The following is a 26,123-nucleotide window of genomic DNA, read 5'->3' as shown; positions in this document are numbered from 1 at the left end:
CCATGACACTTGCGCCTATCACCCTCTCCGACATCCGCGCCGCGCGCGAGCGCGTCGCAGGCAAGGTCGAGCGCACGCCGACCGTGCTTTCCCCGAGTCTTTCCGGGCACTTGGGCGCGCCCGTTTATCTCAAGCTCGAACATCGGCAGACCACCGGCAGCTTCAAGCTGCGTGGCGCCTCGAACGCCATTGCTTCGCTGAACGCCGAGGAGAAGGCGCGTGGCGTGGTCGCCGCCTCGACCGGCAATCACGGCCGGGCGCTGGCCCACGCGGCGAAGCTCGAAGGCATGCGCGCGACGATCTGCATGTCGCGACTCGTGCCGCAGAATAAGCTCGACGAGATCCGCCGGCTCGGCGCCGAGATCCGCATTGTCGGCAACAGCCAGGACGATGCGCAGCAGGAGGTCGAACGGCTGGTCGCGGAAGAGGGGCTGGTCATGCTGCCGCCCTTCGACCATCCTGATATCATCGCCGGGCAAGGCACGCTCGGGCTGGAGATCATCGAGCAGGTTGCGGACGCCGCTTTGGTGCTGGTGCCGCTTTCCGGCGGCGGGCTGGCGGCGGGTGTCGCCGCTGCCGTGAAGGGCGTCAGCCCCGGCACGAAGGTCATCGGCGTTTCGATGGCGCGGGGTGCGGCGATGAAGGCGAGCCTCGACGCCGGACATCCAGTTTTGGTCGAGGAACTGCCAACGCTTGCGGATTCGCTCGGCGGCGGCGTCGGCCTCGACAACCGGCTGACCTTCTCGATGTGCCGCGACCTGCTCGACGACGTAATCCTGCTCAGCGAGGACGAGATCGCCGCCGGCATCCGCCATGCCTATGAACAGGAGCGCGAGATCGTCGAAGGCGCCGGCGCGGTTTGCGTCGCCGCCGTGCTTGCCGGCAAGGTCAGGGCGAGCGGCACCACAGTGCTCATTCTGTCGGGCCGCAACATCGACATGACGCTGCACAGGAAAATCATCTGTGGCGAAGCAATTGAGGAGAGCGCCGCATGAGCCGGATGACGATACTCACCGAAGCCGAACTGCGCGGGATCGTGAAGCTCGATCTCGATGCCGTCGCCTGCGTCGAAGATGCGTTCCGAGCGCTCGCCACCTTGCCGGTGGCGATGCCGCCGATCCTGCGGCTCGACATTCCCGAGCATCGCGGCGAGGTCGACGTCAAGACCGCCTATGTGCCTGGGATCGACGGTTTTGCGATCAAGATCAGTCCCGGCTTCTTCGACAATCCGAAGCTCGGCCTGCCCAGCGTCAACGGCATGATGGTGCTGCTGTCGTCAAAAACAGGGCTGGTCGACGCTCTGCTGCTCGACAACGGCTATTTGACCGACATCCGTACCGCCGCCGCCGGAGCGGTCGCGGCTAAACACCTTTCGCGATCGGACTCCTCGATCGCCGCGATCTTCGGCGCCGGCGTCCAAGCCGGGCTGCAGCTCGAGGCGCTTATGCTGGTGCGGCCGATCGCCGAGGCCCGCATCTGGGCCAGGGACGCCGCCAAGGCCGAAGCCGCGGCGGACACATTGCGCGAAAAACTAGGCATCGTCGTGCGTGCGGACCCCGATGCGGCATCGGCGGCGGCCGGCGCCGACATCATCGTCACCACGACGCCGTCGACCGAGCCGCTGATCAAGGCCGGCTTCATCTCGGCCGGCCAACACATCACCGCTATGGGCTCGGACGCCGAGCACAAGAACGAGATCGCGCCGGCGATCCTGCGCATGGCCGATCTCTACGTCGCCGACAGCGCGAAACAGACGCGGCTGCTGGGCGAACTGCATCATGCCATCGCGACGGGCGTGATGGCGGCCGATGCCGAGATTACCGAACTCGGCCAGATCATCGCCGGCGAAAGACATGGCCGGCGCTCGGCCAGCGACATCACCATCGCCGACCTGACCGGCACCGGCGTGCAGGACACGGCGATCGCCACGCTCGCCCGCGACCGTGCCCGGGCGGCCAACACCGGTACGATTTTCGAAAGCTGATGCTGGGCCGCAAGGCCCAACAAACGAGGACCAAGAAAATGCAGCCTAATTTGAAATTCTCGCGCGGCGAATATGCGGACCGCCTCGCCAAGACACGGAAGGCCATGGAGGCCAAGGGCGTCGATCTGCTTGTTGTCAGCGATCCGTCCAACATGGCCTGGCTGACCGGCTATGATGGCTGGTCGTTCTATGTGCACCAGGCTGTCATCGTGCCGCCGTCGGGCGAACCGGTGTGGTACGGGCGCGGCCAGGACGCCAACGGCGCCAAGCGCACCGCCTATCTCGCCCATGACAACATCGTCGGCTATGCCGACCACTATGTGCAGTCGACCGAACGCCACCCGATGGATTTTCTCGCGCAGGTGCTGGCCGATCGCGGCTGGGGCAAGCTCAGCATCGGTGTCGAGATGGACAATTACTGGTTCTCGGCCGCTGCCTTCGCGTCGCTGCAGAAGCATCTGCCCAACGCCCGCTTCGTCGACGCCACGGCACTCGTCAATTGGCAGCGCGCGGTGAAGAGCCCGACCGAGATCGACTATATGCGCAAGGCCGCCCGCATCGTGGAAGTGATGCACCAGCGCATCGTCGACAAGATCGAAGTCGGCATGCGCAAATGCGATCTGGTCGCCGAGATATATGATGCCGGCACGCGCGGCGTCGACGGGCCAGACGGAAAGATTGGGGGCGACTATCCGGCGATCGTACCGCTGCTGCCGTCGGGCGCCGATGCGTCGGCGCCGCATCTGACCTGGGACGACAGGCCGATGAAATCGGGCGAGGGCACCTTCTTCGAGATCGCCGGCTGCTATAACCGCTACCATTGTCCTCTTTCCCGGACTGTGTTCCTTGGTAAACCCACGCAGGAATTCCTCGATGCCGAAAAGGCGACGCTGGAAGGCATGGAGGCGGGATTGGCCGCGGCAAAGCCCGGCAATACATGCGAAGACATCGCCAATGCCTTCTTTGCGGTGCTGAAGAAATACGGCATCGTCAAGGACAACCGCACCGGTTATCCGATCGGGCTTTCCTATCCGCCGGACTGGGGCGAGCGTACGATGAGCCTGCGTCCCGGCGACCGCACCGAACTGAAGCCGGGCATGACCTTCCATTTCATGACCGGCCTGTGGCTGGAGACGATGGGGCTCGAGATCACCGAATCCATCCTGATCACCGAGACAGGGGTCGAGTGCCTGGCCAATGTGCCACGTAAGCTGGTGGTGAAGGATTGAGCCCGATGTCCCACCTTCGCCCATCACCGATTACGCCGACCGTCGATTTCGACCGCGACGGCGTGCAGCACGGGTTCCTGCGGCTGCCCTACAGCCGTGACGATTCCGCCTGGGGATCGGTGATGATCCCGATCTGCGTGATCCGCAACGGCAGCGGGCCGAGCGCATTGCTCACCGGCGGCAATCATGGCGACGAATATGAGGGGCCGCTGGCGCTTTATGATCTCGCCCGCACGCTCGATCCGAAGCAAGTCAGCGGCACGGTGATTATCGTGCCGGCGATGAACTATCCGGCCTTCCGTGCCGGCACCCGCACCTCGCCGATCGACAAGGGCAATCTCAACCGCAGCTTTCCCGGCCGGCCCGACGGGACGGTGACCGAGAAGATCGCGGATTACTTCCAGCGCGAACTTTTGCCGCGCACCGACATCGCGCTCGACTTCCATTCCGGCGGCAAGACGCTCGACTTCGTGCCGTTCTGCGCCGCCCATATCCGGCCCGACAAGGTGCTGGAAGCGAAAGGCTTCGCCGCGGTCGAGGCGTTCTCGGCACCGTGGTCGATGAAGATGCTGGAGATCGATGCGGTCGGCATGTTCGACACTGCCGCCGAAGAGATGGGAAAGCTGTTCATAACCACCGAGCTTGGCGGCGGCGGCACCTCGCGCGCGGAAACGGTGCGGATCGCCCGTCGCGGCGTGCTCAATGTGCTGCGCCATGCCGGCATTGTCGCCGGTGCGGTCGAGATGCAGCCGACCCGCTGGCTGGACATGCCGTCGGGCGATTGCTTCTCATTCGCCGAGGACGACGGGATGATCGAGACGATGATCGATCTCGGCGAGCCGGTCGAAGAGGGCCAGGTCCTGGCGCGCATCCACTCCATCGGCCGCACCGGTGCCGCACCTCAAGAGATCAGGGCAACAATGTCCGGCCTTCTGGCCGCACGCCATTTTCCCGGACTGGTCAATGCGGGTGACTGCGCCGCCGTGGTCGCTGTGCTCGTCGATTGAAGGCAAGGCAATCGCTTCTGGGATACGTGCGAAATTCCTCAAGCGCGGCTTCTGCAATGCCGGCGACTTCGGCGTCGCTGGATAGCTACCGCCGGCGACTTCCTTGCGGAAGCCCGACAGCGCCTCGACCCGCGCATCCCTGACCGCCTTTTGCAGCAGGCGAGATTGCCCCAGCGCTGGCGGCCGAGCCGAGGCACTACGCTCGTTGGCGGTCTGCGAAACTGCTTGCGACCGTGCTACTCGATAAGCAGTAAGCCGCGCTTTTTGTCGCCATCGCTGTTGATTGTGTTCATGGCTGAGAACAGGCGCTCAAGCTCGATCAGCCAGGGCTTGTAGTCCTTGGTTACGTCGAGGACGAAGACCATGTCCTCGGCCTCCAGATACCCTCCGACCGGGGAAAAATGGCCGCTGCCGGCGCCGAAAATCTTCTCACGGGTGAAGTTGACGATGTAGCGGCGGCCGGGATCGTTGGCGCGCCTCATGTGCTCGCGAAACGCATCAGCGCTCAGATTCCGAAGCACGGAGACCTTCCGCTTGGTGTTCGTTCGAGCGACCTCGGCAAGCTCGTCCAGCGTGAGCCCGATGATGCAAAAGCCTGTCCAGCACTTTCCGGTTCCCGCGAGGACTTCGGCTTCGGTTGTCTCCTCTTCGCCGATGGAGCGGAATGTGTTTGCAACGCTTGCCGGGCCGCACCTTGATCCGTTTGATTGCCATGTGACATCGGCATTGAAAGTGACAGCCACCGGGAGATTCCAGGCACTGTCAATCAATTCAGGGGTGCGGGTAACCGACGACCGGATTGCACCTTGCGAGACTCTGGACTGACCAGCAATCAAAATTGCGCTGCCGCCCAGCAGGCCGACGGCGATCACACTGCCGACAATCACACCGAAAGCGAGACTGCGCTTCATTGCTGAAACCTGGGAGCAGGCATAGGACATTGAAGAAAAGGCGCCGCAACGTCAATCAAGCCGCATCCGGCCGGTCAGCCATCCAGTGATCTCGCGGATCGGTCGGCGATCACAGGACCTTCTGCCGAAACTTCGAATGACAGCTTGAGCAATCCTGCAGGATAAGATGCAGGAGGTGCTCGGCGGGAGCCTTGGCAGGATCGGCTTCCGCCGCTGCCGGCCGCTTGCCAAGCAAGCTGCCGCCGCCCATCGCCGGGCCGGAATCCATCCTCATGTCGTCGGTGATGCTGGCGGGCGCCCGCTCGGCCTTGGCGGCCAGCGTGCTGGCCAGCGTCCCGATGTGACGGGCCAGCGCCTCGAATTCCGAACGGGCCTGGTCGATTTCCAACCTGGCGCCCGAAGGCGCACCCAATGTCGCGCTGGGAAATTCCGCAATGAGGGCAGGGCCGGTGCGGGCACGTAACGTCCCGGCCGCCGCCTTGAACGCCGCAGCGTCATAGGCCAGCTTGCCATCGAACATCCCGGCGATCGTCTTTGCGGCAGCGGCCATCTCCTTCATCGACGACTGGCGCGTCGCGACGATTGGGTCAGGTCCGGCCGCGGCCACCACCGCGGAGGCGCAGGCAAGCGACAGCATCACCACGGCGGTCCACTTCACTGGACCATGCCCTCTCCCGCCAATTCGTCGATGATCGGGCAGTCCGGCCTCTCGTCGCCATGACAGTGCTCGACCAAATGATGAAGCAGGCCACGCAATCCCACGAGTTCGGCGAGCTTCCTGTCGATCTCCCGCAACTTGGCTTCTGCGATAGATTTGACGTCGGCGCTCTCGCGGTCCTTGTCTTGATAGAGCGACAGCAACTGGCGGCATTCGTCGACCGAAAAACCCAGGCTGCGCGAGCGCTGCAGAAACCGGAGGCGGTGGATGTCGGCTACCGAATAGTCACGATACCCATTGTCTGTCCGGGCCGGGCGCAAAAGCCCGATGTCCTCGTAGTAACGTATCGTCTTGGACGGCAGGCCGGATTTCTCGGATGCGATGCCGATGTTCATGATGAAAATCTCCGTTTGCATGGAAAATAGACCTTCCATCTGCTGGAAGGTCAACCGCTGTGGTGATTTTCACGCGCCACAGCCCCTCTCAGCTGGGAAAGGGCTCGAGCGGTAGATTGGGACCATGCGGAACGACGCAAAGTCGAGCGGATGCGGACGTCACCCGCTCAAGGCAGGAAACGCGGCGTCAGATGAGAGCGCTGGGTCTTGGAGGGTATTCAAGCAGGCAATTGTTCTTAGCATCGGGGAAGCCCGCGCTTCTGGAGGAGCGCGGGCCGACCGGGGTACGGGCCCCGATCCCGCAGCCAATATCCGGGAGATACTCGCTGTGATCCTACAACTGTTAGTATTCGCTAATGTTCCATCGATCAGCAAAAAGACCGCGCCCAGTGAGGGCTGGACGCAATGGCGTCTCGGCCCGAAGCGCGGGCTCTTCGGTGGACGCCTCGGTGATGGATCCTATGTTCCTAGTGCCGGCGAACCGAAGCATCGCCTGGCAAACAGCACATGCTGAACCTTGGGATGAAATCAGTTCTCTGAAACGTTCATCGAATAACACTCAAAACCTGATGTCCACATCTGGTGCTGATGACCAAACAACCTCCGGCGGTGGCCCAAAGTATACCGTGCACAACGCCGAGGAGACAGAATATGCCGGCCAAAGCGTATATCAACCGGATCGCGACAGCGGTGCCGGAGCACGAGGTTCATCAATTCTATCTGCGTTTCGCGGCCTCCATGCTTGCGGCCGATCGCCGAAGAATTTTCAAACGCATGGCTGACCTTGCCGGCATCGAGCACCGCTATTCCTGCTTTGCACCTGCCGGCGACCCCGAAGGACCATCAGCAGACCTGGCCGGGAGGTTCATCCGGGGCGCCTTTCCTGGAACGGCCGAGAGAATGGCAATGTTCTGTCATGCCGCACCTGTTCTGGCGAAAAAAGGCGTCGACGGATTAGAGCTTGGTGGCGGCGTTTCCTGCATCACCCATCTTATCGTTACCACCTGCACCGGTTTTTCAGCGCCGGGCATCGACCTGGAGCTGGTTGCGCGATGCGGCCTGCCGGAAAGGGTCGAACGCACGATGATCGGGTTCATGGGCTGCTATGCGGCGATCAACGGCCTCAAGCTTGCCCGCCACATCGTCCGCTCCGACCCGCAGGCCAGAGTCCTGCTGGTCAATATCGAACTTTGCACGATGCATCTGCGGGAAACCAGCGAACTGGAAAAGCTGTTGTCGTTCTGCCTCTGGGGCGATGGCTGTGCGGCTGCGCTCGTCACCGCCGAGCCGCACGGCATCGAGCTCGAAAGCTTTTACTGTATCGTGGCGGACGAGCGGCGGGACCTGATGAGCTGGAGCATTCGCGACCACGGTTTCGAAATGGTTCTTTCCGGCCAGGTCCCGGCAGCGATCCATGAAGCGTTGCGGAGCAACCAGGACGCCATCCTCGGCGACCGGCCGACCGAGGCGATCGACCTCTGGGCCGTGCACCCGGGTGGACGTTCGGTCCTCGACGCCGTCGAACGAGCCCTGAAACTCGCGCCCGCCGCGCTGGAGCCATCGCGCGAGGTGTTGCGCCGATATGGAAACATGTCGTCCGCGACCGTCATGTTCGTGATGAGAGAGATGTTGAAGGCGCCACCAGGCCTGCTCGGCTGCGGCATGTCGTTCGGACCCGGGCTGACAGCCGAAACCATGCTTTTCCGAACGGTGTCATGAGCGGCCTGGAGCACCGTCAGCTTGAGCCGGAAATCCTCGACGGGCTTGCGGGCGACGATCCGCGAGCGCTTGCCGCGCGCCGCGACCTCCGTTGGATCAACGCGCTGATGTTTCAGGCAAAGATCATGGCGTCGCTGCTCAGGAATTTTGTGCCAAGGCCGCCACGCCGGATTCTGGAGATCGGCGCCGGCGATGGCTCCTTCATGCTGGCGGTAGCGCGACGCATGGCCGGGCATTGGCCTGGGGTCGAACTGGTAATGCTCGACCGCGTCGACCTCATCACCGCGCAGTTGCGTGGTGATTTTGACAGGCTGGGATGGACGATCGAAGGCGTCACCGCCGATGTCTTCGACTGGGCGAGAAAGAATGAGGGCACACGTTTCGACGCGATCACCGTCAATCTGTTTCTGCACCATTTCGATGATGCCAAGCTCGTGCGCCTGTTTTCGCTGATGGCGCCGAAGACCCCGCTGCTCGTGGCGACAGAGCCGTTGCGGACGAAACTGGCGTTGGCCGCGACGCGTCTTCTGCCGGCAATCGGCGCCAATGACGTGACACGAAACGACGCGGCTCAAAGCGTGCGTGCCGGCTTTCGCGGCAGCGAGCTTTCCAGCCTCTGGCTTGCGGCAAACGGCAAACCGGTCGAGGAACGGCGCGCCGGCCTTTTTTCCCACATTTTCGTCGGCGCCAGCGGCGGTCATGACCTATGACGCGATTGTTGACCCATGACGCGATCATCATAGGCGCCGGCCCGGCCGGCACATCCGTCGCGCTCACGCTGGCCCGGCGCGGATGGGCCGTGGCTATTGTGGAAAAGAGCGTCTTCCCGCGCCGCAAGGTCTGCGGCGAGTACATATCGGCAAGCAATCTTGCGCTTCTGGAGCAGTTGGAGATCGGTGAAGCGTGGCGTGCCAATGCCGGCCCCGAAATCCGCCGTGTCGGCTTCTTTTGCGGCGATGCGAGTGTCGAGGCGCCAATGCCTCCTGCAAACGATGGGCCCTGCGAGAAAAAAGATGGTTTCGGCCGGGCGCTCGGCCGAGACATTCTCGACTGTCTGCTTTTGCAGGCGGCGCGATCGGCGGGCGTCGAGATCTTTCAGCCTTGCCGCGCCGTCGCCATCGACCGGGATGGCGAGATGCAAATGGTGCGAATTCAAGGCGGAAACGAAACGACGATGTTACGTGCGCCGGTGATTGTCGCCGCACACGGCTCCTGGGAACCAGGACCGCTGCCCAGCCAGCTCGGGAAGACCAACCGCCCTTCGGACCTGCTCGGCTTCAAGGCGCATTTCATCGGGTCGTCCCTGGCGCCTGATTTGATGCCCCTGCTGGTATTCCCCGGCGGTTATGGTGGCATGGTTTCGGCAGATCATGGCCGACTATCGATCTCGTGCTGCATTCGGCGCGATATGCTCGCACGGTTGCGCAAACAACCTGGGCCCAACCAGCAGACCCATTTGTCGGCCGCCAGTGCGGTCTCCCGTCATCTGATGGAATCGTGCCGGGGTGTCAGGGATGCCCTCGAGTCAGCTCACGCCGACGGTGCATGGCTTGCCGCAGGTCCGATCCGGCCGGGAATTCGCTCCTGCTACGAACGGGATATCTTCCGCGTCGGCAATGCAGCCGGAGAGTCTCATCCTGTCATCGCAGAGGGCATCTCGATGGCGCTTCAGTCCGGCTGGCTGCTGGCTTCGGAACTCGCATCCGCGCAAAGCGGCAGCGCAGGGCGGCAGGCTGCCGGCAGACGCTATGAGGCGGCCTGGAAAACACTGTTTTCGACGCGGGTCTACGCCGCTGCAGCGATTGCCGGAATTGCCCTTCGCCCCGGTAACGCCATCTTGATGGCGGCAATTATCCGGAATTTTCCGCAGGCATTGACATTGGGCGCGCAACTGAGCGGCAAGACAAAGCCAGTTCCCGGCTTTGTCTAACACGTGGTGCGGCGCGTCATGCGTAAACCAAGGTACTAGCGACCTCAACAAGCGCTGGCTTTGTCACTTGGGGCAATTCTCCATTTCCGAAGTTGCAGTGCCACTGGCGGCGTTTGCATCCGCGTCGACCCCTGCCGTTTCCTTACACCGGTCACCAATGCCGTCGGAGCCTGTGGTTGTTGAACCGGTTACGTTTGGATCGGCAGGAGTTGCATTATCGGTGCTGGGAGCCATGGTGCCAGTGCCTGTCCCGGTGGCCACTCCCGGATCGTTGGTGCCGGATTCGGTACCGTTTGATTGCGCCATCGCCGAAGTGGCCAGGGCGATGCTGACTACCGTTGCAGAAAGAATTTTCTTCATCATGGTGAGTCTCCATTGGAGTTGCGTCGCTGGTTGCGAGTAACTATCCACCGAGCGTTTTTCGGCGTTGTTCCGCCAGACAGAAATCGTGATTGACGGGTTGGGCCGATGGCAATCCAAGCAGCAATGCTGGCGAAACCGCAAACGGGCGCCATCTTTTTCGGTTTTGATGGAACAAGATCCGCCGGCCACGATTGGAAGCACAGTCGTTCTACTCCAGCGACTATGAAAGCCGTTCGGACGGCATTCGGACAAAGACCCCGCGCTTCTCCTCCCCGCGGGGTCTTTTCTGTTGCTGCAGATTGCGCCGTTCGCTGCCGCCCCGCCTCCAGCGCCAACTCGAACGCTGCCGACTAGCCACAGCCATCACGCCTTTTGTCGTCCCAGGGCGGAGCAGGAGCAAAGCGATGTCGCGGGGACCCTGGGAGGGAGGGGGCGTTGGCGCTGAAAGGGACTGTGGACATTCGCTGCCGATCGGCCCCGACCCTGTCAAAATCACCGTGTCGAGATATTAGCCGCTATTGAATGCTGTTCACGGCTCGTCGATATCTTGCTTCGAGGGGTTGCGCGAGATGGCGCGTTCCTCTTCGTCGTCCGGCAGCGCCTCGTCGCTTTCCTGGTACGGATTGTCGTCGTCTTCCTCGGGCAGTTCAGCCTCCTTCTCGATGTCGTAACGGATGTCGCCGTTTCCCGGCACGCTGTCTGGTAGAATTTTACTGCCTTTGATCGCGTCCCAATCCTGCTGTTCGATGGTCGGGCCTTCGGACGGATCGTCGGGTTTTCTGCGCGGTGCCATCAGAGCTCTCCTCTGCATTGGTTGCTCATACGCCTAACTCCGTGGACCGCTGCGTAGTTCCTCGATCGAACCGGCGGAGACCGCCTTACGGCGATCCAGCACCCATCTCGGCTTGGCCCGCCGGCGGGGCTTTTACCCAGCCGCTAGTCTCAATGAGAGCTAACCAGTAGGCGGGTTGCGCAATATCGCTCAGCAAGCGACTAGGAACTTGCGCGTCTTCTAACATAAGGGCACACTTCGAAACGGGTGGAGGGAAAAACAGCTCAAAAACAATCGGGAGGAAAGCCATGGATAGCATGAGCCTCACCACGCTTGATCGCGGCAAGACGACGGTCGATGCCGCGGCCCTGGACGCGCTTTCGGCACAATTGCGCGGCACTGTGCTGAGGGAGGGCGACGCCGCCTATGACGACGCACGCAGCATCTGGAATGCCATGATCGACCGGCGGCCCGGGCTGATCGTGCGCTGCGCCGGCGCCGCCGACGTTATCGCCGCCGTCAATTTTGCCCGGGAAAACAGGCTGCTCGTCGCGGTTCGCGGCGGTGGCCACAACATCGCCGGCAGCGCTGTCTGCGATGGCGGCCTGATGATCGATCTGTCGCCGATGAGATCGGTGCGGGTCGATCCGGCGACGCGGCGGGCATGGGTGGAACCTGGGGCGACGCTCGCCGATGTCGACGCGGAAACACAGGCCTTCGGATTGGCGGTGCCGATCGGCATCAACTCGACCACCGGCATTTCAGGCCTGACGCTGGGCGGCGGCTTCGGCTGGATCACGCGGAAATTCGGCCTGACCATCGACAATCTTCTCTGCGCCGATGTGGTTACCGCCGACGGCAAGCTGCTGCGCGCCAGCCAGACCGAAAATCCGGACCTGTTCTGGGCGCTGCGCGGTGGCGGCGGCAATTTCGGCGTCGTCACGGCTTTCGAGTTCAAGCTCCACCAAGTCGGTCCGCAGGTGCTGTCGGGGCTTGTCGTTCATCCCTTCGCCGATGCCGAAAACGTGTTGGGGGAATACCGCGCCGCGCTCGAAGCAGCGCCCAATGAGCTGACCTGCTGGGTGGTCATGCGGCAGGCGCCGCCGCTGCCGTTCCTGCCGGCCGAATGGCATGGCAAGGAGGTGCTGGTCCTGGCCATGTGCTATTGCGGCGACCTTCAGGAGGGCGAGAAAGCGACGCAAAGGCTTCGCGCCATCGGCACACCGATTGCCGATGTCGTCGGCCCCAACCCGTTCACCGGCTGGGAGCAGGCATTCGATCCGTTGCTGACGCCCGGCGCCCGCAACTATTGGAAGAGCCATGACTTCACCGAGCTTTCCGACAGCGCGATCGAGGTCGTCACGGCCGCGATACCCCGGCTTCCGGGGCCTGAATGCGAGATATTCTTCGCTCATATCGGCGGTGCCGCGGGCCGCGTGACAGCGGATGCAACAGCGTTTCCGCAACGCAGCGCGCATTTCGTCATGAATGTTCACGCCCGCTGGCGCGAACCGGAAATGGACCGCGCCTGCATCGACTGGGCGCGCGGTGTTTACGAGGCGGCCAGGCCCTATGCCGCCGGCACGGCCTATGTGAACTTCATGCCCGAGGACGAGGTCGACCGGGTCGAAGCAGCCTATGGCGGCAACTATCGGCGGCTTCTGGAAATCAAGCAGCGTTATGACCCGCTGAACCTGTTCCGCATGAACCAGAATTTGCGCCCGGCGGAAAGCCTGCGCGCCGCATAGGCGTGCGCACGCAATGACAAGGCCCGCGCCTCCGACGGAGGACGCGGGCCTCATTTTTCGGGTCATGCGCTGGCAGGTATCAAGATCGCAACGCGATGCACGCCGACCACGGCACTTGTGTTCGTGGCACCGTCGGTCTTGCCCTTGGCGCAAGTGTACATGTCGCCTTCCCTAAGTTTGAATTCCTTGTCCGCTTTCTTGATCGTGAATTCGCCGGCAGCGATCGTGCAGACCATGTCGTTGTCCATGACCATTTCAGGAGCGACGGCTCCGGGCTGAAAGACTATGTCGACAATCGAGATGCTCTTGTAGGCGGGAATGTCGGAGTTGCCGGTGCCGACCTCCACCAGTCTGACGCCGGGCGCAATCTCCTTGCCCTCATTCGGGCCGTACTCCTTGGCCGTTGCGGATCTCGCCAAAGCGAATAGAGGCGTAACCGCGGCGGCCGTGACGCCGAGCGCAATTGCAGACCTGCGAGTCATGGTTTCCATCGCATCCTCCCTTTGTTGGTCGCGCACAAACGTGCATGACCGCAGTATATTAGCACAAGCGAATTTACCTGTATGCAAGGCGGCCCCGGCAGCGCAGCCTGCGCGCAGACGATCACGGGTGATGCGACGCTTTTTATCCCGAAACGGCCTTCAGCTGGCGCCCGGCCAGGCAAGGTCTAATCCTTTCGGTTTCTTGACTCGGCCGGCAAAAACGGGCAGCAAAGCCTGATACGGCGGGCATTTCCGCCGTTTTCATACTCGTGGAGGGAGCTTTTTTTGATATCGACCTTCGCCCAATCGGCGATCGGTAGAGGGATTGGTTAACCAAGTTTGTCCATCTTTTGAATCAATCGGCAACAGACGCGAAGCGTGCTGGGGGCACTAGGCGACTGTGATTGTGACGGCTGCGAGCCCCGCATGCCGCGAGGCCGATTGAGGTTGGTTGTATGGTGTTTGTGCGTTTGAAAAACCGGGGTGACAATCCTGATACTGGAGTTACTTCGATGAGGCCCGGCCTGCGCTGGGCCGCGATTCCCATTGTTGGCGTTGCGATCGCTCTGTGGTCGGTGGCGACCGTGGCCGGCCTCCATTCGGTGGGAACCTCGCTCACCGCCGCCTCCAACAGTCTTCCGCCAAGCCTGCTCGCGCCGCGCACCATCGCGCTCGCCGATCCCCAGCGCACGCTTGCCAGTTCATGGGCCAATTCGTGGGCGCCGTCACTGGCAAGCCGGCAGCGCCAGGCGTCGCTGCTCGATCGGTGTGATGCCGGTTGCGCGCAGGCCGCCGCGAACTTCGTGCATGAAGGCAAAGCGGCGCGTCTCAAGCCGTTAGCGCAGCCGGATACTGCGCCGCTTGTCGCAGAAATCTCGCCGCAAGCGCGCTTCGACAGCGTGGTGGCGAAAGCCGCGCTGTCGCCGCAAAAGCTTGCTGCCGCCTTTGCCCGCGCCTCCGGCGGGGCCGCACCGTTTGCGGTCGCCAGTCTGCCAACGGCAGCGCGCTTTGCGGAGCCGGTGCCTGATCAGCACGGTGCCGCGTCCGTGCGCTTCGGGCCCGAGGTTGCGGAAATCGAACGATCCTCCCGTCTGGCACTGGCGCTAGCGAGTGCATTGCCGGAACAGATGATCGATGTGCTGCCGCAAGTGACGACGGCTGACCCTGCTGCGTCGCAAGAGGGCGAGGTGCAGATGGCCTCGCTGCCGCCGCAGGACGAGATGTCCGACAGCGTTCCCTTGCCGACCTTTCGCCCGCATGCGGAAATCGATCAGTCAGACGAGGCGCCCGGGGTCGACGCACCCAAGGTCGACGCACCCAAGGCCAAAGCGCCCAAGGTCCAGGCATCGAAGGCCGCCAAGGCCCAATCTCAGCCATCCAAAGCCAACAGGGTGCAGGCCGCCACCGCTCCGCACGTCGAGATACCCCGGGCGCCAGCGTTGTCGCCGAGGAATTCGTCGTCAGCGGCTGTGCCAAGCATGCAAGGCAGCCCGGGCATGCAAAGCAGCCCGGGCAAGCCGGCCAAGCGGTCGAAAGCCGCAGACATGCTGGCCTATGCTAAGCCCGACAGCCCGGCGGGCGGCGGGGCCTTCCGCAACCTGTTCAGCAGGCCCGGCGTGGGCAGCGGCGTCGCCGTCTACGACATCTCGGCGAAAACCGTCTATATGCCGGACGGCTCACGGCTCGAGGCGCATTCGGGACGGGGCTCGATGGCCGACCAGCCGCGCTATGCCAACCGGAAGAATGCCGGCCCGACGCCGCCCCACACCTACGATTTGAGGCTGCGCGAATCGCGCTTCCATGGGGTGGAGGCCCTGCGCCTCACTCCTATCGACGGCAAAAACAAATATGGCCGCGACGGCTTTCTTGCCCACACCTACCTGCTGCGCGGCGGCCGCGCGGAATCGAGCGGCTGCGTCGCCTTCAAAGACTACGCCCGCTTCCTCGCCGCCTTCAAGAAGGGCAAGATCAAGCGTCTCGTCGTGCGCGGCTGATCAAGCCGCTAATGCAGGTCGCGTCGGAAGGGCGCGGCGCGTAGGTCCTCGCGGCGGTCCTTCGTGGCTTCCTCAGAGTTGATGACGAAGCTGTGGGGCATTTCGGCCAATCTCGAAGGTTTTCAATCCGGTCCAGGGATACTATGACTGACCGGTAACCGGGGCAGCGGCTTCAACCAATCGAGAGGAAGTCATGACTGTACGCGCTGTCGTTTGGGGCGAGAATATCCATGAGCGGACCAACGAGGTGGTCGCGGGGATCTACCCCGAGGGCATGCACGCGACGATCGCCGACGCGCTGGAGCTCGACCCCGAAATTTCCGTATCGTGGGCGACCCTTGAGCAACCGGAGCATGGCCTGCCGGCCGACCGTTTGGCCCAAACCGATGTGCTCGTGTGGTGGGGACACAAGGACCATGGCGCGGTCGCCGACGAAGTCGTCGAGCGCGTGGCGCGACGCGTCTGGGAAGGCATGGGGCTGATCGTCCTTCATTCCGGCCATTTCTCGAAGATATTCAAGAAACTGATGGGCACGCCCTGCACGCTGAAATGGCGCGAGGCCGGTGAGCGCGAGCGGCTCTGGGTGACAAGCCCCAACCATCCGATCGCTGCCGGGATCGGCGAGTATTTCGAGCTCGAGAACGAGGAGATGTATGGTGAGCAGTTCGCCGTGCCGGAGCCTCTGGAAACGGTGTTCATCTCCTGGTTCCAGGGCGGCGAAGTGTTCCGGTCGGGGCTGACCTGGCGCCGCGGCGCCGGCAACATCTTCTATTTCAGGCCAGGTCACGAGACCTATCCGACCTACCACGACAACAAGTCCAAAAGGTGCTGCGCAATGCGGTGAAATGGGCGCACAACCCGCAGGGCTCAAATCCGGCCATCCTCGACGCGCCGAACGTGCCGGTGGAAAAGGCGCTCGAGCCGATCGTCGAGCGCGGCGGAAAACTCCATGCCGAGGGCGAAGCCGGCTATCGCTAGACCATGATCCCGAACCTTCGGTTCGGAAAATCCACGGTCGAACAAGAAGATAAAGCCTCATCCTAAGGATAAGAATCATGCGTCTCCTGATACTCGGCACCGGCTGGATGGCGGAAGAGCACGCCAGGCAGTTCAGCAAGATCGAAGGCGTCGAGCTGGTCGGCGCCGTCGATCTCGACCGCGCGCGTGTCGACAAGTTTTCGGACAGCTACGGTATCCCCAACCGGTTCGCGTCGCTGGAAAACGCGCTCGCATGGGACAAGTTCGACGCGGTGGCGAACGTGACGCCGGATCGCATCCACCATCCGACCACCATGATGCTGATCGCGGCGGGCAAGCCGGTGCTGTGCGAAAAACCGCTGGCCGAAAATTACCAGAGGGCCAGTGAAATGGCCGATGCCGCCGAGCAAGCCGGCATCATCAACATGGTCAACTTGACGTATCGCAACGTCGCCCCGCTGCAGAAGGCGCGCACCATGGTGCTGGCCGGCGAGATCGGCCAGATCAGGCATGTCGAAGCGTCCTATCTGCAGAGCTGGCTGGTTTCCAAATTCTGGGGCGACTGGCGCACCGATCCGAAATGGCTTTGGCGGCTGTCGCGCGGCCACGGCTCCAATGGCGTGCTGGGCGATGTCGGCATCCACATCCTCGATTTTGCCAGCTATGGCGCGGCGCTCGACGTCGACCATGTGTTCTGCCGCCTCAGGTCGTTCGACAAGGCGCCCGGCAACCGGATCGGCGAGTACGAGCTCGACGCCAACGACAGTTTCACCATGGCGCTGGATTTCAGCAACGGCGCCTTCGGCGTCGTCCATGCCAGCCGCTGGGCAACCGGTCATCTCAACGAATTGCGGCTGCGCATCTATGGCGACAAGGGCGGCATCGAGGTCGTGCACAATCTGAAAAACTCGGAGCTGAAAGCGTGCATGGGCGAGGACATTGAGAACGCCAAATGGCAGGTTCTCGATGCCGGAACGGTGCCGACCAACTACCAGCGCTTTGTCGATGCGGTGCGCACGGGCGTTCCGCCTGAGCCGTCGTTCCGCCACGCGGCTGAATTGCAGAAGGTGCTCGACCTCGCCGTCGTCTCCGACGAGAAGCGGGCAGAGCTCAGGGCCCATGCGGATACACAATAAGCTTGGGTTCCTCGCCCCGGCGAGGTGGGGGTGAGGAACCCAGGTCCTGCGCAGTCTTCGTCCGCTACAGACCTTCAACCTTGCGTTGCAGACGACAGCTAGTCGTCACCCGATGGATCGGACCAAGCGCCGTTAGGCCTCGAGGAAGTCCAGGGCCTTTTTCACGAAGGCGTCGTGATACTGAAAAATGGCCGTATGCCCGCCGTCCTCGTACAGGACCAGCTCGGCATTGGGAAAGCGCCGTGCCATGTCGACGGAATTGCTGGTGGGCACCATTCTGTCGTGATCGCCATTCACCACGAGGACCGGGTGCCGGATACGCGACAGGTCGGCAGGGCGCTCCTGGCCAAAGGCACGGACCGCCTTGAGCTGCTGGTTGAAGGCGCCGAGCGCGATGGGCTTGTCGCGGTCATTGGTCCGTTCCTTTAATCGCTGCAGAAACTCGCGCGCCGCCTTCTTGCCGTTGGGGCTTCGGGTGAAGAAGAGGTAGTTCTTTGGGTCCTTGATGGTCAGCGCGGCGCGGATCATGTCGAAGATGGTGACGAACGTCACCTTGTCGATGCCGACACCACCGGCCGGGCCGGTTCCCGCGAGTATGATCTTGCGAACCAGATCAGGCTCCAGCTGAACAATCGCCTGGGCGATGAAGCCGCCAAGAGACAGGCCGAGCAGGTCGACCTGCTCGAAACCGAGGGCCCGGATGAAGGCGATCGCGTCGCGGGCCATCGCCTCCACCGTGTTGGGAGTGGACCCGCCTGATGCACCAACACCACGGTTATCGAAGGTGATAACTCGCCGTTTTGCGGCAATACCATCGACGACCCGGGGATCCCAATTGTCGAGAACCGCACTCAGATGGGTAAGAAAGATCACCGGTACCCCGGTTGTGGGCCCAAGTTCCCGGTAGGCGAATTTCGTACCGCCGACGTCAACCGTTTTCGTCGGCACGTCCCTGTGTTTGATGATCGCCGCAGGTCGCGACAGATGATGCACGTTCATGATGGTTTCCCTTCTTCTGGCTTGTCGTTCTCGCGGGGCTGGAGCAACGCCTTCGCCGCTACCGCGCCAGCCTCAAGAATGCGATCGGACAGTTCGGTTCCGTTCACCGCGCGGGACAGCTCAAGCGTGCCGATCAGGGTCGCGAAGACACCGAATGCGACAGCCTCGGGGTCTCGGGCGTCGGGCGTCAATTCGGCCGCCACCTGGCGTACGAGCTTGAGCAGGTGTTCGGCGTAGACTTGGCGCGTCTCGACCGGCTCACGCGCAATTTCGGGCAACAGCGCGGCTGAAGCGCAACCTTTGCCTGGATTGTCTCGGTGTTCCGCCGACAGATACACGTCGATGGCCATTGACACGCCACCGGCGGCCAATAGCTCCCGAATCTGGACCGCCTGAACCTCCAGGGCGGCCGCCAAACTCTCACGCACAAGCGCCGCCTTGGACGGAAAATGGGGATAGAAAGCTCCATTGGTCAGTCCCGCCTCGCCCATGATGCCTGCGAGACCTGATGCAGCGATGCCGTCGGAGCGAAACCGCTCGGTCGCCACATCCATGATCCGCTGCCGCGATGCTTCCTTCCTGCCCTTCTCGTAGCGCATGTTTTTCTCCTTCAATCAGCTATTGCATTACGATCATATTATCATTAAGTGATCGTAATGCAATAGCGCGGCGCATCGGAGATGTCGATCGGGCGCTCTTGGTCTCCTCAATTTGGGAAAGCTACAATGAAGGCCTTCATCGTCGATCGATACGCAAAGAACGCTCCCCTGCGGCCTGGAGAGGTTCCGGAGCCGGAAGTAGGGGAGAATGACGTGCTGGTGCAGATCCATGCCGCCAGCCTCAATCTGCTGGACTCCAAGATCAGGGACGGAGAATTCAAACTCATCCTGCCCTATCGCCCGCCCTTCGTTGCAGGCCATGACGTGGCTGGCACGGTCATTCGCGTCGGCTCGAAGGTCCGACAGTTCAAACCGGGCGACGAGGTCTACGCGCGACCGCGCGACGGTCGGGTCGGGACTTTCGCTGAATACATCGCCATTAATGATGCGGACGTGGCCCTGAAGCCGAAGAACCTCAGTATGGAAGAGGCTGCGTCCATTCCCCTGGTGGGGCTGACCGCTTGGCAGGCGCTGGTTGAAAGAGCGAAGCTGAAGAAAGGACAGAAGGTCTTCATTCAGGCGGGCTCCGGCGGAGTGGGAACATTCGCCATTCAATTGGCAAAGCACCTCGGCGCGACGGTCGCCACGACAACAAGCGCGTCGAACACGGAGATGGTTAGGAAATTGGGCGCCGATGTCATCATCGACTACAAGAAGGATGACTTCGAGAAAGTCCTCTCGGGCTACGACGTCGTCCTGAACAGCCAGGACAACAAGACCCTCGAAAAGTCCCTGCGTGTGTTGAAATCAGGCGGCGTCGCCGTTTCGATCTCCGGTCCGCCCGATGCTGGGTTTGCCAGGGAGAAGGGTCTGAGCGTGGTGCTGAACTTGGTCATGCGCTTTTTGAGCGCCGGCATCAGGAGGCGGGCCAAACGCGCAGGTGTCCAATATTCGTTCCTGTTCATGGCGGCCAATGGGGAGCAGTTGACCAAAATCACGTCTCTCATCGAAACGGGCGTCATCCGCCCGGTTATAGATCGCGTCTTCCCGCTTGAGCAGACCAATGAGGCCCTGGCCTACATCGAGCAGGGCCGCGCCAAGGGTAAGGTTGTCATCAAGATCAAATAGTTTTGCAAGGCTCCAGGCGACGACCTTCGCTTCCGGCATCGCCAAATGATGTTCTACCCAAGCGTCGCGATGGGCATAGTTGCGGACTGTTCGACACTATCCGCCCATCTCGCCATCGGCAGCCAGCCAACTGAGTTGAGCTAGAACTCTAATGCCGCAGGATCTTGCTTAGGAAGGCGCGGCTGCGGTCGGACTTGGGGTGCGAGAAGAACTCGTCGGGCGTGCCGCTCTCGACGATGGCGCCGGCGTCCATGAATACCACGCGCTGGGCGACCTTGCGGGCAAAGCCCATTTCGTGGGTAACCACCATCATGGTCATGCCTTCCTCGGCGACCGCAACCATGACGTCGAGCACTTCCGAGATCATCTCGGGGTCGAGCGCCGAGGTCGGCTCGTCGAACAGCATGATCTTGGGACGCATGCCGAGGCAGCGGGCGATCGCCACGCGCTGCTGCTGACCGCCGGAGAGTTGCGCCGGATAGGCGTTGACCTTGTCGGCAAGGCCGACCTTGGCAAGCAGCTCGCGTCCAGCCTTCTCGGCCTCAGTGCGCGGGATCTTGCGCACATGGATCGGCGCCAGCGTCACGTTCTCGAGTACGGTCTTGTGCGGGTAGAGGTTGAACGACTGGAAGACGAAGCCGATCTCGGTGCGCAGCCGCGTCATGTTGGTGGCGGGATCACCGAGGCGCTGGCCGTCGACCACCAGGTCGCCGTCGCGGATCGTCTCCAGACCGTTGATGCAGCGGATCAAGGTGCTCTTGCCCGAGCCGCTCGGCCCGCAGACGACGACCACTTCGCGCGGCTCGACGCTGAGCGTGATATCCCTGAGCACATTGAGCGGGCCGAACCATTTGTTGACGCCGCGAAACTCGATCATGCCGGTACCATTTTTGCTGCGGTTCGACGTCATAACTGCACCTCGCCATGGGCCGCACCCATGCGCTGCTCCAGCCGGCGCGCCAGCATGATCAGCGGATAGCAGACGATGAAATAGCCGAGGCCGACGAGGAAGAAGACCAGCAGGCCGTTTGGCACACGCTGCACCACCAGCCAGCCGACGCGGGTGAGGTCGGTGAGCCCGATGGCCGAAACAACAGAGGAATCCTTGATCAGCAGCACATATTGCCCGACCAGCGGCGGCAGCACGATGCGCATCGCCTGCGGCAGCACCACCTGGCGCATGCGCTGCCAGCGCGACAGGCCGGACGCCAGCGCCGCCTCGACCTGGCCGGTCGGCACCGAGCGGATGCCGGCGACGACGATCTCGCAGATGAAGCAGGCGGCCAGATTGGTCAGCGCGATGATGCCGGCGGTGAAGGCGTCTAGCTCGATGCCGAGTTCCGGCAGGATGAAGAAGATCAGGAAGATCTGCACCAGGAACGGCGTGCCGCGGATCAGGTCGACCCAGGCGCCGATCGCGCCGCTGATCAGCCGGTTGCCGCCGGTCCGCAGGATGCCGAGGCCAAAGCCGATCAGCGTGCCCAGCATCAGGCTGATCAGCGACAGCACCACGGTCATGCCGAGGCCGCGCAAGGCGAGGGGATAGCTGCCGGCGAGGCTTTGCAGCTGCTGCCAGATCATGTGCTGCTCCTTGCCGGCTGCAATCCGAGCCAGCGCCCGGACAGCGCCGCCAGTCCCTTCAGCCCGTAATAGAGCAGCAGGTAGAAGGCGGCGATGGTGATAAAACCTTCCGCCGGCATGAAGCGGTCGGAGGCGAGCAATTGTCCGGCGCGCGTCAGTTCGGCGACCGCGATCAGCGAAAGCAGAGCGGAATCCTTGACCAGCACGATCGCCTGGCCGAGCAGCGGCGGGATCGTCACCTTGAACGCCTGCGGCAGGATGACCAGCCGCATGCGCTGGACATAGGTCATTCCCGAAGCGACGCCGGCCTCGACCTGGCCGCGCGGGATCGACAGGATGCCGGCGCGGATGATCTCGGCGACATAGGCGCCGCTGTTCAGCGACAGAGCGAGAATGCCGACGACGAGCTCAGGCAGGATGATGCCGAGCCGGGGCAGGCCGAAATAGAGGAAATAGAGCTGCGCCAGCAAGGGCGTGGCGCGCACCGCGTCGATATAGGCCTTGGCCGGGACGCGAAACATCCAGCCGCGCTGCAGGTTCATGGCGCTGAGCACGATGCCGACGGCGAGCGCCCCGGCAAAGGCGAGGGCAGACAGCCACACGGTCGTGACGAGGCCCTGCCCGAACAGGGGCAGATATTCGACGATGGTGCGGAAGCTGAAATTTTCGAGCATCGTTGGACTGGTTCCTCAAGCGGCGAAGTGCCGGACGGTTCGCATCGATACGTTCGGTTGCGAACCGTCCGGACTGTTTCGCTGCTTAGTGGTCTTTCTTCCAGTCGTCGGAATTGACCCAGTAGTCGAGGTTCTTCTGCAGGCGGCCGTCGAGACTGACCTGGTCGAGGAACAGGTTCATCCAGGTCAGCAGGTCCTGCTCGTCATAGCGCGTGGCGAAGGCCAGCGGCTCCTTCGACAGCATGTCCGGCATGATGGTGAAGCTGCCGGCCGGATAGGCGGTCGACTGGCCCTTGACCGCCGAGACGTCGTTGACGCCGCAATCGGCCTGGCCGTTGTTGACGGCGTCGAGCAGCAGCGGGCCGCCGCCCTTGTAGCTCTTGATGTCGGCATCGGGGAAGGCGGTCTTGGCCTCCTTCTCGCCGGTGGCGCCGAGCAGCACGGCGATCTTGGTGCCCTTGGCCTTGCAGTCCTCGGTGGATTTGAATTTGCTGTCGGCTTTGGTGAAGACGGTGCTGCCCGTGTACATGTAAGGCTTGGTGAAGGCGACCTTCATCGCCCGCGCCAGCGTCGGCGTCATGTCGGCGACCAGAAGATCGGCCTTGCCCGACAGCAGCGCCGGGATCAACCCATCCCAATCGAAATCGAGGAAGGTGATCTTCACGCCCATTTCCTTGGCCATCAGTTCGGCAAGCTCGACCGAACTGCCGGTGCGTTCGCCGGCAGCGCCGACCAGCGAGAAGGGCGGTCCTTGCGTCTGCACGGCAACGCGCAATTCGCCGCGCTTGGTGATCTCGTCGAGTGTTCCGGCGCTGGCCGCGGCAGTGAGGCCGGCAAGCGCAAGGCCTGCGATGAAAAGCTTGGCAATCTTCATTGGGCATTCCTCCTTGTTGTCGTTGTTATTTTCACTTGTTGTTCCACCCCTTGGGGTGCTTTTTGAGCGGCAGCGCCGTTGCCGGCGGCGACCACCGTTCGAAAATCCTTCAGTCCTAGTCGATCATTTCGGATACCCGTATACCGCGTCGGGCCAGTTCATCGAGAAAGCGGCCGTCGGGCACATGCAGCAGCGGGTTGAGCAGGCCGGGCTCGGTGATTTCGCCCCGCGCCAGCATCTGCGCCACGATGCTGGCGGGATAGCCGACGCCGAGGCTCATGCCGAACAGGCCGGAGGCCAGGTCGCGTTCGATGACCAGGTCCGACGTCACCGTCTTGCGGCGGCCGCCTTGGGTGCCTGAGAAGACATTGCGCATCACGCAAAGGTCCTTCTCGTCGGCGCCATATTGCAGTTGCGGGCCGAGCAGCCGGCCGAGAAATTCGCGTGGACTGGCGCCAACGCCGGGGACCTTGTCTTCGGAGAGGAAGCCAAGCTCCTTCAGCGGCGCCCAGAACGCCGACCAGCCCGGCCAGCGCAGCGAATAGCGGCCGGAGCGCTGCAGCCCCTTGGCGGCGGCAAGCATACCGGCATAATGCGGCGCGTCGCCGTTGGGGAAGGCTTCCAGCCTGCCGAGCCCCGCGACCTCGATCTCGTGAATAAAGCGATTTTCATGTTGTTGGCCGGCCGGCACCTCGACCCGTTGGCCGTCCTCGACCACCACGCTGTCGCGATTCTGGCTCATCAGAACCATATCGAAGTTCCAGCTCACCTTGTAGCACAGCGGCTTGGCCATCGCCTTCGGCTCGGGGATGCCGCCGCAATAGGAATCGATTGTCGTGATGGCGTCGAACTGCCTTGCGGCGCGCGCGTAGAGCACAAGGTCGATGCCGGGGTCGAGCCCGCATTCGGTCATGATCGAAACGCCGGCCGATTCCGCCGCTGGGGCGAGGTCGGCGATGGTCTTGCCGTAATTGGTGGTGACCAGCGGCGTGCGCGTCGCGATCGCGGCCAGCACCGCTTCGCGCATCAGCGGCTGCGGCAACAGGTCGATTGCGGCGTCGACACCCGTCAACACCTTCGCCAACACTGGAGCGATCGCACCTTCGGGCACGACGAAATGCACGCGGGCGAGGTCGGTCAGGCCGCCAAGCCGGGCTGCGCCGTCCGGCGCGGTATCGACGCAGACGACTTCTTCGACGCCGGCGCTGGCGACGAGATCGGCGATCGCCGCCCGGCCTTGCAGGCCGAGGCCGCCGAGAACCGCGATCTTCATGGCATTTCCTTTCGCCCAGTTTCGTCGCGCTTGGTCTCGTCCGACCAGCAGCCTTCCGGCAGGCTGACCCATTTGTTGCAGGAGGCCATGACGACGAACGTCTCGCTGCGCACGACTTCGCCGGGCTCGCCCGCGCCGGGGATCAGCTCGCTGGTGACGCGGTAGAGATCGGCGACATCGCCGGCCACCGTCACGTCGACGATGATGTCGAAGCGTCCGGTGACAACGGAGGCCGAGTTGACGAAAGGCAGCTCGGCGATGCGCTGCGCCAGTTCCCGGGCGCGGCCGCGGCCCTGGGCATTGATGCCGACGATCGCCGAGATCAATTCTGGGCGCTCGGTCAGGTTGAGCAGCCCGACGATCTTGAGCAGGTTGCGGTCGAGCAGGTTGCGCAGCCGCATGCGCACCGTCGGCACCGAGACCGCCATCTTCTCGGCGAGGCGATTGACGCCAAGCTGCGCGTCCTGCGACAGCAGCTTGACTAGTCGCCGGTCGGTCTGATCGAGATGTTCTCGCAGCGTTCAAACTTTCATAAATGAAAAGAAATGATGGAGTTTTCTTTCTGATATGAAAACATCTTAGGGCGTATCTTTTGAAATCGCAAGAGCGTTCGGCCGTCTTGTCAACAAGGCCGGACGGTGTAACCCGGAAGACGGAGGGTTTTGCCGGTGCCGTGGCCGACCGAGGGCATGCCGACTAACGCGGCTTCTCGATCCCAGGAATGCCGCCAATCTGCTCGGCGAGAAAATCGACCAGCAGCCGGACCCTGGCAATGCCCGCGCGCTCCGGGACGAGCAACATGCTCAGCGGTATGGGAGGCGGGGTGTAGTCTGGCAGGATCACTTCCAGCCGACCGGCCGCCAGGAGATCGTCGACAAGCCAGTGATGGGCAGGTGCGATACCGCGTCCGGCGACGAGCGCTTCGCGCGCTGCGAGCCCATGGTCGACCCGAAATCGGCCGCCAATGGGTACCGCATGGCGTTCGCCGCCCGGCCCCTGCAGGGCGAGCGTGTCGCTTCCTGCGATGTTCGACATCCGGATGCCTTCATGGCCAGGCAGGTCCTGCGGGACAGCCGGTCTGCCCCGCGCCGCCAGATAGGCCGGCGACGCCACCAGCAGACGCCGGGACTGACCGAGCGCCCGCAGCTTCATCGAGCTGTCGGTGAGCGGACCGAGGCGAAGCGCGATGTCGACGCCCTCCCGCACAAGGTCGATGCGCTCGTCGGTGAGGCTGAGATCAACCCCGATGTCGGGATAGCGGTCCTGAAAGGCGAAGATCAGCCGGCTGATGTGCAAAACCCCGAGCGCCGCCGTGCAGGATATCCGGATCGTGCCGGCCGAAGCCCCGCGCGTGCCCCGTGCCTCATCGCCGGCCTGCTCGACGAGGCGCAGGATCTGGACGCTGTCGGCATAGTAACGGCTGCCTTCATCGGTCATCGTGACACGCCGGGTGGTCCTGCTGAGCAGGGGCACGCCGACGGCGTCCTCGAGCTCGCGCAAATGCCGTGTGACCGTCGACTGCCCTACTCCGAGCTCGCGCGCCACCGCCGACAGGCTGCCGCGCTCGGCGACGCGAACGAAGGTGCGCATGCGCTCGAGGGTCACATCAGATCTATCCATTATTCGGCATAATCTTATGCATTGCCTGGATATAGCGGATCACCCCAGGGCTGGCTACCTTCAGCGTTC

General features: G+C 62.9%; 26 protein-coding genes and 1 pseudogene. 12 read left to right on the top strand and 15 right to left on the bottom strand.

Annotated elements, in window-relative coordinates; genetic code table 11:
• Positions 1–2 precede the first annotated feature (2 nt).
• From eutB to doeB, 4 genes are read left to right on the top strand one after another with little or no spacing between them, the layout of a single operon-like run.
• Positions 3–995, top strand: coding sequence for a hydroxyectoine utilization dehydratase EutB (gene eutB, locus AC0L14_RS19950; RefSeq protein ID WP_473750481.1), 993 nt, complete (start codon positions 3–5; stop codon positions 993–995).
• Complete coding sequence (eutC, locus tag AC0L14_RS19945; RefSeq protein ID WP_473641190.1) at positions 992–1,984, top strand: ectoine utilization protein EutC; 993 nt, start codon at positions 992–994, stop codon at positions 1,982–1,984. Before eutB ends, eutC begins: the two co-directional genes overlap by 4 nt.
• A 38-nt stretch (positions 1,985–2,022) precedes the next feature.
• Positions 2,023–3,213 (top strand): ectoine hydrolase DoeA, encoded by a 1,191-nt coding sequence (gene doeA, locus AC0L14_RS19940; RefSeq protein WP_473641188.1) that lies wholly within the window; start codon positions 2,023–2,025, stop codon positions 3,211–3,213.
• A 5-nt stretch (positions 3,214–3,218) separates the two neighbouring features.
• A complete protein-coding gene (gene doeB, locus AC0L14_RS19935) occupies positions 3,219–4,220 on the top strand; it encodes a N(2)-acetyl-L-2,4-diaminobutanoate deacetylase DoeB (RefSeq protein WP_473750480.1) in 1,002 nt (333 codons plus the stop codon).
• A 236-nt stretch (positions 4,221–4,456) separates the two neighbouring features.
• On the opposite strand, the gene AC0L14_RS19930 is transcribed toward doeB, so the two are convergent.
• The 3 genes from AC0L14_RS19930 to cueR all read right to left on the bottom strand — a co-directional run bounded on the left by AC0L14_RS19930 (position 4,457) and on the right by cueR (position 6,184).
• Positions 4,457–5,131 (bottom strand): phytochelatin synthase family protein, encoded by a 675-nt coding sequence (locus AC0L14_RS19930; RefSeq protein ID WP_473750479.1) that lies wholly within the window; start codon positions 5,129–5,131, stop codon positions 4,457–4,459.
• 109 nt (positions 5,132–5,240) lie between these two features.
• Positions 5,241–5,789 (bottom strand): cytochrome c, encoded by a 549-nt coding sequence (locus AC0L14_RS19925; RefSeq protein WP_244602786.1) that lies wholly within the window; start codon positions 5,787–5,789, stop codon positions 5,241–5,243.
• Positions 5,786–6,184 (bottom strand): Cu(I)-responsive transcriptional regulator, encoded by a 399-nt coding sequence (gene cueR, locus AC0L14_RS19920; RefSeq protein ID WP_123148164.1) that lies wholly within the window; start codon positions 6,182–6,184, stop codon positions 5,786–5,788. The genes AC0L14_RS19925 and cueR overlap by 4 nt, the downstream gene beginning before the upstream one ends.
• 651 nt (positions 6,185–6,835) lie before the next feature.
• On the opposite strand from cueR, the gene AC0L14_RS19915 reads away from it, so the two are divergent.
• Genes AC0L14_RS19915 through AC0L14_RS19905 form a run of 3 tightly spaced genes read left to right on the top strand, consistent with a single transcriptional unit; the run spans position 6,836 to position 9,833 of the window.
• On the top strand, positions 6,836–7,903 hold the full coding sequence (locus AC0L14_RS19915) for a type III polyketide synthase (protein WP_473750478.1): 1,068 nt from the start codon (positions 6,836–6,838) through the stop codon (positions 7,901–7,903).
• Positions 7,900–8,613: a methyltransferase domain-containing protein gene (locus tag AC0L14_RS19910; protein WP_473750477.1), complete on the top strand. Its 714-nt coding sequence runs from the start codon at positions 7,900–7,902 to the stop codon at positions 8,611–8,613. The genes AC0L14_RS19915 and AC0L14_RS19910 overlap by 4 nt, the downstream gene beginning before the upstream one ends.
• Positions 8,610–9,833 (top strand): NAD(P)/FAD-dependent oxidoreductase, encoded by a 1,224-nt coding sequence (locus tag AC0L14_RS19905; protein WP_473750476.1) that lies wholly within the window; start codon positions 8,610–8,612, stop codon positions 9,831–9,833. The genes AC0L14_RS19910 and AC0L14_RS19905 overlap by 4 nt, the downstream gene beginning before the upstream one ends.
• Positions 9,834–9,896: 63 nt before the next feature.
• Here the strand turns inward: AC0L14_RS19905 and AC0L14_RS19900 are convergent, their stop codons facing one another.
• Together AC0L14_RS19900 and AC0L14_RS19895 are read right to left on the bottom strand one after the other, a co-directional pair.
• Positions 9,897–10,196, bottom strand: a complete 300-nt coding sequence (locus AC0L14_RS19900) for a hypothetical protein (protein ID WP_473526922.1) — start codon at positions 10,194–10,196, stop codon at positions 9,897–9,899.
• Between the two features lie 529 nt (positions 10,197–10,725).
• The gene (locus AC0L14_RS19895) at positions 10,726–10,989 is read right to left on the bottom strand and encodes a hypothetical protein (protein WP_473641176.1); all 264 of its coding nucleotides are present in this window, start codon (positions 10,987–10,989) and stop codon (positions 10,726–10,728) included.
• A 287-nt stretch (positions 10,990–11,276) separates the two neighbouring features.
• On the opposite strand from AC0L14_RS19895, the gene AC0L14_RS19890 reads away from it, so the two are divergent.
• Positions 11,277–12,716, top strand: a complete 1,440-nt coding sequence (locus AC0L14_RS19890) for an FAD-binding oxidoreductase (RefSeq protein WP_473641174.1) — start codon at positions 11,277–11,279, stop codon at positions 12,714–12,716.
• 62 nt (positions 12,717–12,778) lie between these two features.
• Here AC0L14_RS19890 and AC0L14_RS19885 read toward each other — a convergent pair whose 3' ends face one another.
• Positions 12,779–13,207, bottom strand: a complete 429-nt coding sequence (locus AC0L14_RS19885) for a hypothetical protein (protein ID WP_473485608.1) — start codon at positions 13,205–13,207, stop codon at positions 12,779–12,781.
• A 503-nt stretch (positions 13,208–13,710) separates the two neighbouring features.
• On the opposite strand from AC0L14_RS19885, the gene AC0L14_RS19880 reads away from it, so the two are divergent.
• From AC0L14_RS19880 to AC0L14_RS19870, 3 genes and pseudogenes are all read left to right on the top strand, one after another.
• Positions 13,711–15,192: a DUF2778 domain-containing protein gene (locus tag AC0L14_RS19880; protein ID WP_473750475.1), complete on the top strand. Its 1,482-nt coding sequence runs from the start codon at positions 13,711–13,713 to the stop codon at positions 15,190–15,192.
• A gap of 193 nt (positions 15,193–15,385) precedes the next feature.
• A pseudogene (locus tag AC0L14_RS19875) lies at positions 15,386–16,170 on the top strand (ThuA domain-containing protein).
• Between the two features lie 77 nt (positions 16,171–16,247).
• The gene (locus tag AC0L14_RS19870) at positions 16,248–17,306 is read left to right on the top strand and encodes a Gfo/Idh/MocA family protein (RefSeq protein WP_473487495.1); all 1,059 of its coding nucleotides are present in this window, start codon (positions 16,248–16,250) and stop codon (positions 17,304–17,306) included.
• A gap of 132 nt (positions 17,307–17,438) precedes the next feature.
• Here the strand turns inward: AC0L14_RS19870 and AC0L14_RS19865 are convergent, their stop codons facing one another.
• Both AC0L14_RS19865 and AC0L14_RS19860 read right to left on the bottom strand, forming a co-directional pair.
• Entirely contained in the window at positions 17,439–18,305 is an 867-nt protein-coding gene (locus AC0L14_RS19865; protein ID WP_473750474.1) for an alpha/beta fold hydrolase, read from the bottom strand.
• Complete coding sequence (locus tag AC0L14_RS19860) at positions 18,302–18,904, bottom strand: TetR/AcrR family transcriptional regulator (protein ID WP_473750473.1); 603 nt, start codon at positions 18,902–18,904, stop codon at positions 18,302–18,304. Before AC0L14_RS19860 ends, AC0L14_RS19865 begins: the two co-directional genes overlap by 4 nt.
• A 126-nt stretch (positions 18,905–19,030) precedes the next feature.
• Between AC0L14_RS19860 and AC0L14_RS19855 the strand changes: the two genes are divergently transcribed.
• Positions 19,031–20,032 (top strand): NADP-dependent oxidoreductase, encoded by a 1,002-nt coding sequence (locus AC0L14_RS19855; RefSeq protein ID WP_473750472.1) that lies wholly within the window; start codon positions 19,031–19,033, stop codon positions 20,030–20,032.
• 148 nt (positions 20,033–20,180) lie between these two features.
• Here the strand turns inward: AC0L14_RS19855 and AC0L14_RS19850 are convergent, their stop codons facing one another.
• From AC0L14_RS19850 to AC0L14_RS19820, 7 genes are all read right to left on the bottom strand, one after another.
• The gene (locus tag AC0L14_RS19850) at positions 20,181–20,909 is read right to left on the bottom strand and encodes an amino acid ABC transporter ATP-binding protein (RefSeq protein WP_473750491.1); all 729 of its coding nucleotides are present in this window, start codon (positions 20,907–20,909) and stop codon (positions 20,181–20,183) included.
• A 29-nt stretch (positions 20,910–20,938) separates the two neighbouring features.
• Positions 20,939–21,613 (bottom strand): amino acid ABC transporter permease, encoded by a 675-nt coding sequence (locus AC0L14_RS19845; protein ID WP_473750471.1) that lies wholly within the window; start codon positions 21,611–21,613, stop codon positions 20,939–20,941.
• Positions 21,610–22,287, bottom strand: a complete 678-nt coding sequence (locus AC0L14_RS19840; RefSeq protein WP_473750470.1) for an amino acid ABC transporter permease — start codon at positions 22,285–22,287, stop codon at positions 21,610–21,612. Before AC0L14_RS19840 ends, AC0L14_RS19845 begins: the two co-directional genes overlap by 4 nt.
• Positions 22,288–22,372: 85 nt before the next feature.
• Positions 22,373–23,161, bottom strand: a complete 789-nt coding sequence (locus AC0L14_RS19835) for an ABC transporter substrate-binding protein (protein ID WP_145721171.1) — start codon at positions 23,159–23,161, stop codon at positions 22,373–22,375.
• A 115-nt stretch (positions 23,162–23,276) separates the two neighbouring features.
• Positions 23,277–24,434, bottom strand: coding sequence for a saccharopine dehydrogenase family protein (locus AC0L14_RS19830; RefSeq protein WP_473750469.1), 1,158 nt, complete (start codon positions 24,432–24,434; stop codon positions 23,277–23,279).
• Positions 24,431–24,952, bottom strand: coding sequence for an Lrp/AsnC family transcriptional regulator (locus tag AC0L14_RS19825; RefSeq protein WP_095496485.1), 522 nt, complete (start codon positions 24,950–24,952; stop codon positions 24,431–24,433). The genes AC0L14_RS19830 and AC0L14_RS19825 overlap by 4 nt, the downstream gene beginning before the upstream one ends.
• Positions 24,953–25,130: 178 nt before the next feature.
• Positions 25,131–26,054 carry a LysR family transcriptional regulator gene (locus AC0L14_RS19820; RefSeq protein ID WP_473750468.1) on the bottom strand — a complete coding sequence of 308 codons (924 nt, stop codon included), beginning with the start codon at positions 26,052–26,054 and terminating at the stop codon, positions 25,131–25,133.
• Positions 26,055–26,123 lie beyond the last annotated feature (69 nt).

The sequence above is a fragment of the Mesorhizobium sp. WSM4841 genome (assembly GCF_055811515.1).
The sequence above is the reverse complement of the archived record's forward strand: the minus strand, read 5'-3'. Positions and strand labels throughout refer to the sequence as shown.

Bases quoted from the DNA above. Each gene is read 5' to 3' on its own strand.
- eutB (WP_473750481.1), top strand. From the start codon at position 3: ATGACACTTGCGCCTATCACCCTCTCCGACATCCGCGCCGCGCGCGAG.
- eutC (WP_473641190.1), top strand. From the start codon at position 992: ATGAGCCGGATGACGATACTCACCGAAGCCGAACTGCGCGGGATCGTG.
- doeA (WP_473641188.1), top strand. From the start codon at position 2,023: ATGCAGCCTAATTTGAAATTCTCGCGCGGCGAATATGCGGACCGCCTC.
- doeB (WP_473750480.1), top strand. From the start codon at position 3,219: ATGTCCCACCTTCGCCCATCACCGATTACGCCGACCGTCGATTTCGAC.
- AC0L14_RS19930 (WP_473750479.1), bottom strand. From the start codon at position 5,131: ATGAAGCGCAGTCTCGCTTTCGGTGTGATTGTCGGCAGTGTGATCGCC.
- cueR (WP_123148164.1), bottom strand. From the start codon at position 6,184: ATGAACATCGGCATCGCATCCGAGAAATCCGGCCTGCCGTCCAAGACG.
- AC0L14_RS19915 (WP_473750478.1), top strand. From the start codon at position 6,836: ATGCCGGCCAAAGCGTATATCAACCGGATCGCGACAGCGGTGCCGGAG.
- AC0L14_RS19910 (WP_473750477.1), top strand. From the start codon at position 7,900: ATGAGCGGCCTGGAGCACCGTCAGCTTGAGCCGGAAATCCTCGACGGG.
- AC0L14_RS19905 (WP_473750476.1), top strand. From the start codon at position 8,610: ATGACGCGATTGTTGACCCATGACGCGATCATCATAGGCGCCGGCCCG.
- AC0L14_RS19900 (WP_473526922.1), bottom strand. From the start codon at position 10,196: ATGATGAAGAAAATTCTTTCTGCAACGGTAGTCAGCATCGCCCTGGCC.
- AC0L14_RS19895 (WP_473641176.1), bottom strand. From the start codon at position 10,989: ATGGCACCGCGCAGAAAACCCGACGATCCGTCCGAAGGCCCGACCATC.
- AC0L14_RS19890 (WP_473641174.1), top strand. From the start codon at position 11,277: ATGGATAGCATGAGCCTCACCACGCTTGATCGCGGCAAGACGACGGTC.
- AC0L14_RS19885 (WP_473485608.1), bottom strand. From the start codon at position 13,207: ATGGAAACCATGACTCGCAGGTCTGCAATTGCGCTCGGCGTCACGGCC.
- AC0L14_RS19880 (WP_473750475.1), top strand. From the start codon at position 13,711: ATGAGGCCCGGCCTGCGCTGGGCCGCGATTCCCATTGTTGGCGTTGCG.
- AC0L14_RS19870 (WP_473487495.1), top strand. From the start codon at position 16,248: ATGCGTCTCCTGATACTCGGCACCGGCTGGATGGCGGAAGAGCACGCC.
- AC0L14_RS19865 (WP_473750474.1), bottom strand. From the start codon at position 18,305: ATGAACGTGCATCATCTGTCGCGACCTGCGGCGATCATCAAACACAGG.
- AC0L14_RS19860 (WP_473750473.1), bottom strand. From the start codon at position 18,904: ATGCGCTACGAGAAGGGCAGGAAGGAAGCATCGCGGCAGCGGATCATG.
- AC0L14_RS19855 (WP_473750472.1), top strand. From the start codon at position 19,031: ATGAAGGCCTTCATCGTCGATCGATACGCAAAGAACGCTCCCCTGCGG.
- AC0L14_RS19850 (WP_473750491.1), bottom strand. From the start codon at position 20,909: ATGATCGAGTTTCGCGGCGTCAACAAATGGTTCGGCCCGCTCAATGTG.
- AC0L14_RS19845 (WP_473750471.1), bottom strand. From the start codon at position 21,613: ATGATCTGGCAGCAGCTGCAAAGCCTCGCCGGCAGCTATCCCCTCGCC.
- AC0L14_RS19840 (WP_473750470.1), bottom strand. From the start codon at position 22,287: ATGCTCGAAAATTTCAGCTTCCGCACCATCGTCGAATATCTGCCCCTG.
- AC0L14_RS19835 (WP_145721171.1), bottom strand. From the start codon at position 23,161: ATGAAGATTGCCAAGCTTTTCATCGCAGGCCTTGCGCTTGCCGGCCTC.
- AC0L14_RS19830 (WP_473750469.1), bottom strand. From the start codon at position 24,434: ATGAAGATCGCGGTTCTCGGCGGCCTCGGCCTGCAAGGCCGGGCGGCG.
- AC0L14_RS19820 (WP_473750468.1), bottom strand. From the start codon at position 26,054: ATGGATAGATCTGATGTGACCCTCGAGCGCATGCGCACCTTCGTTCGC.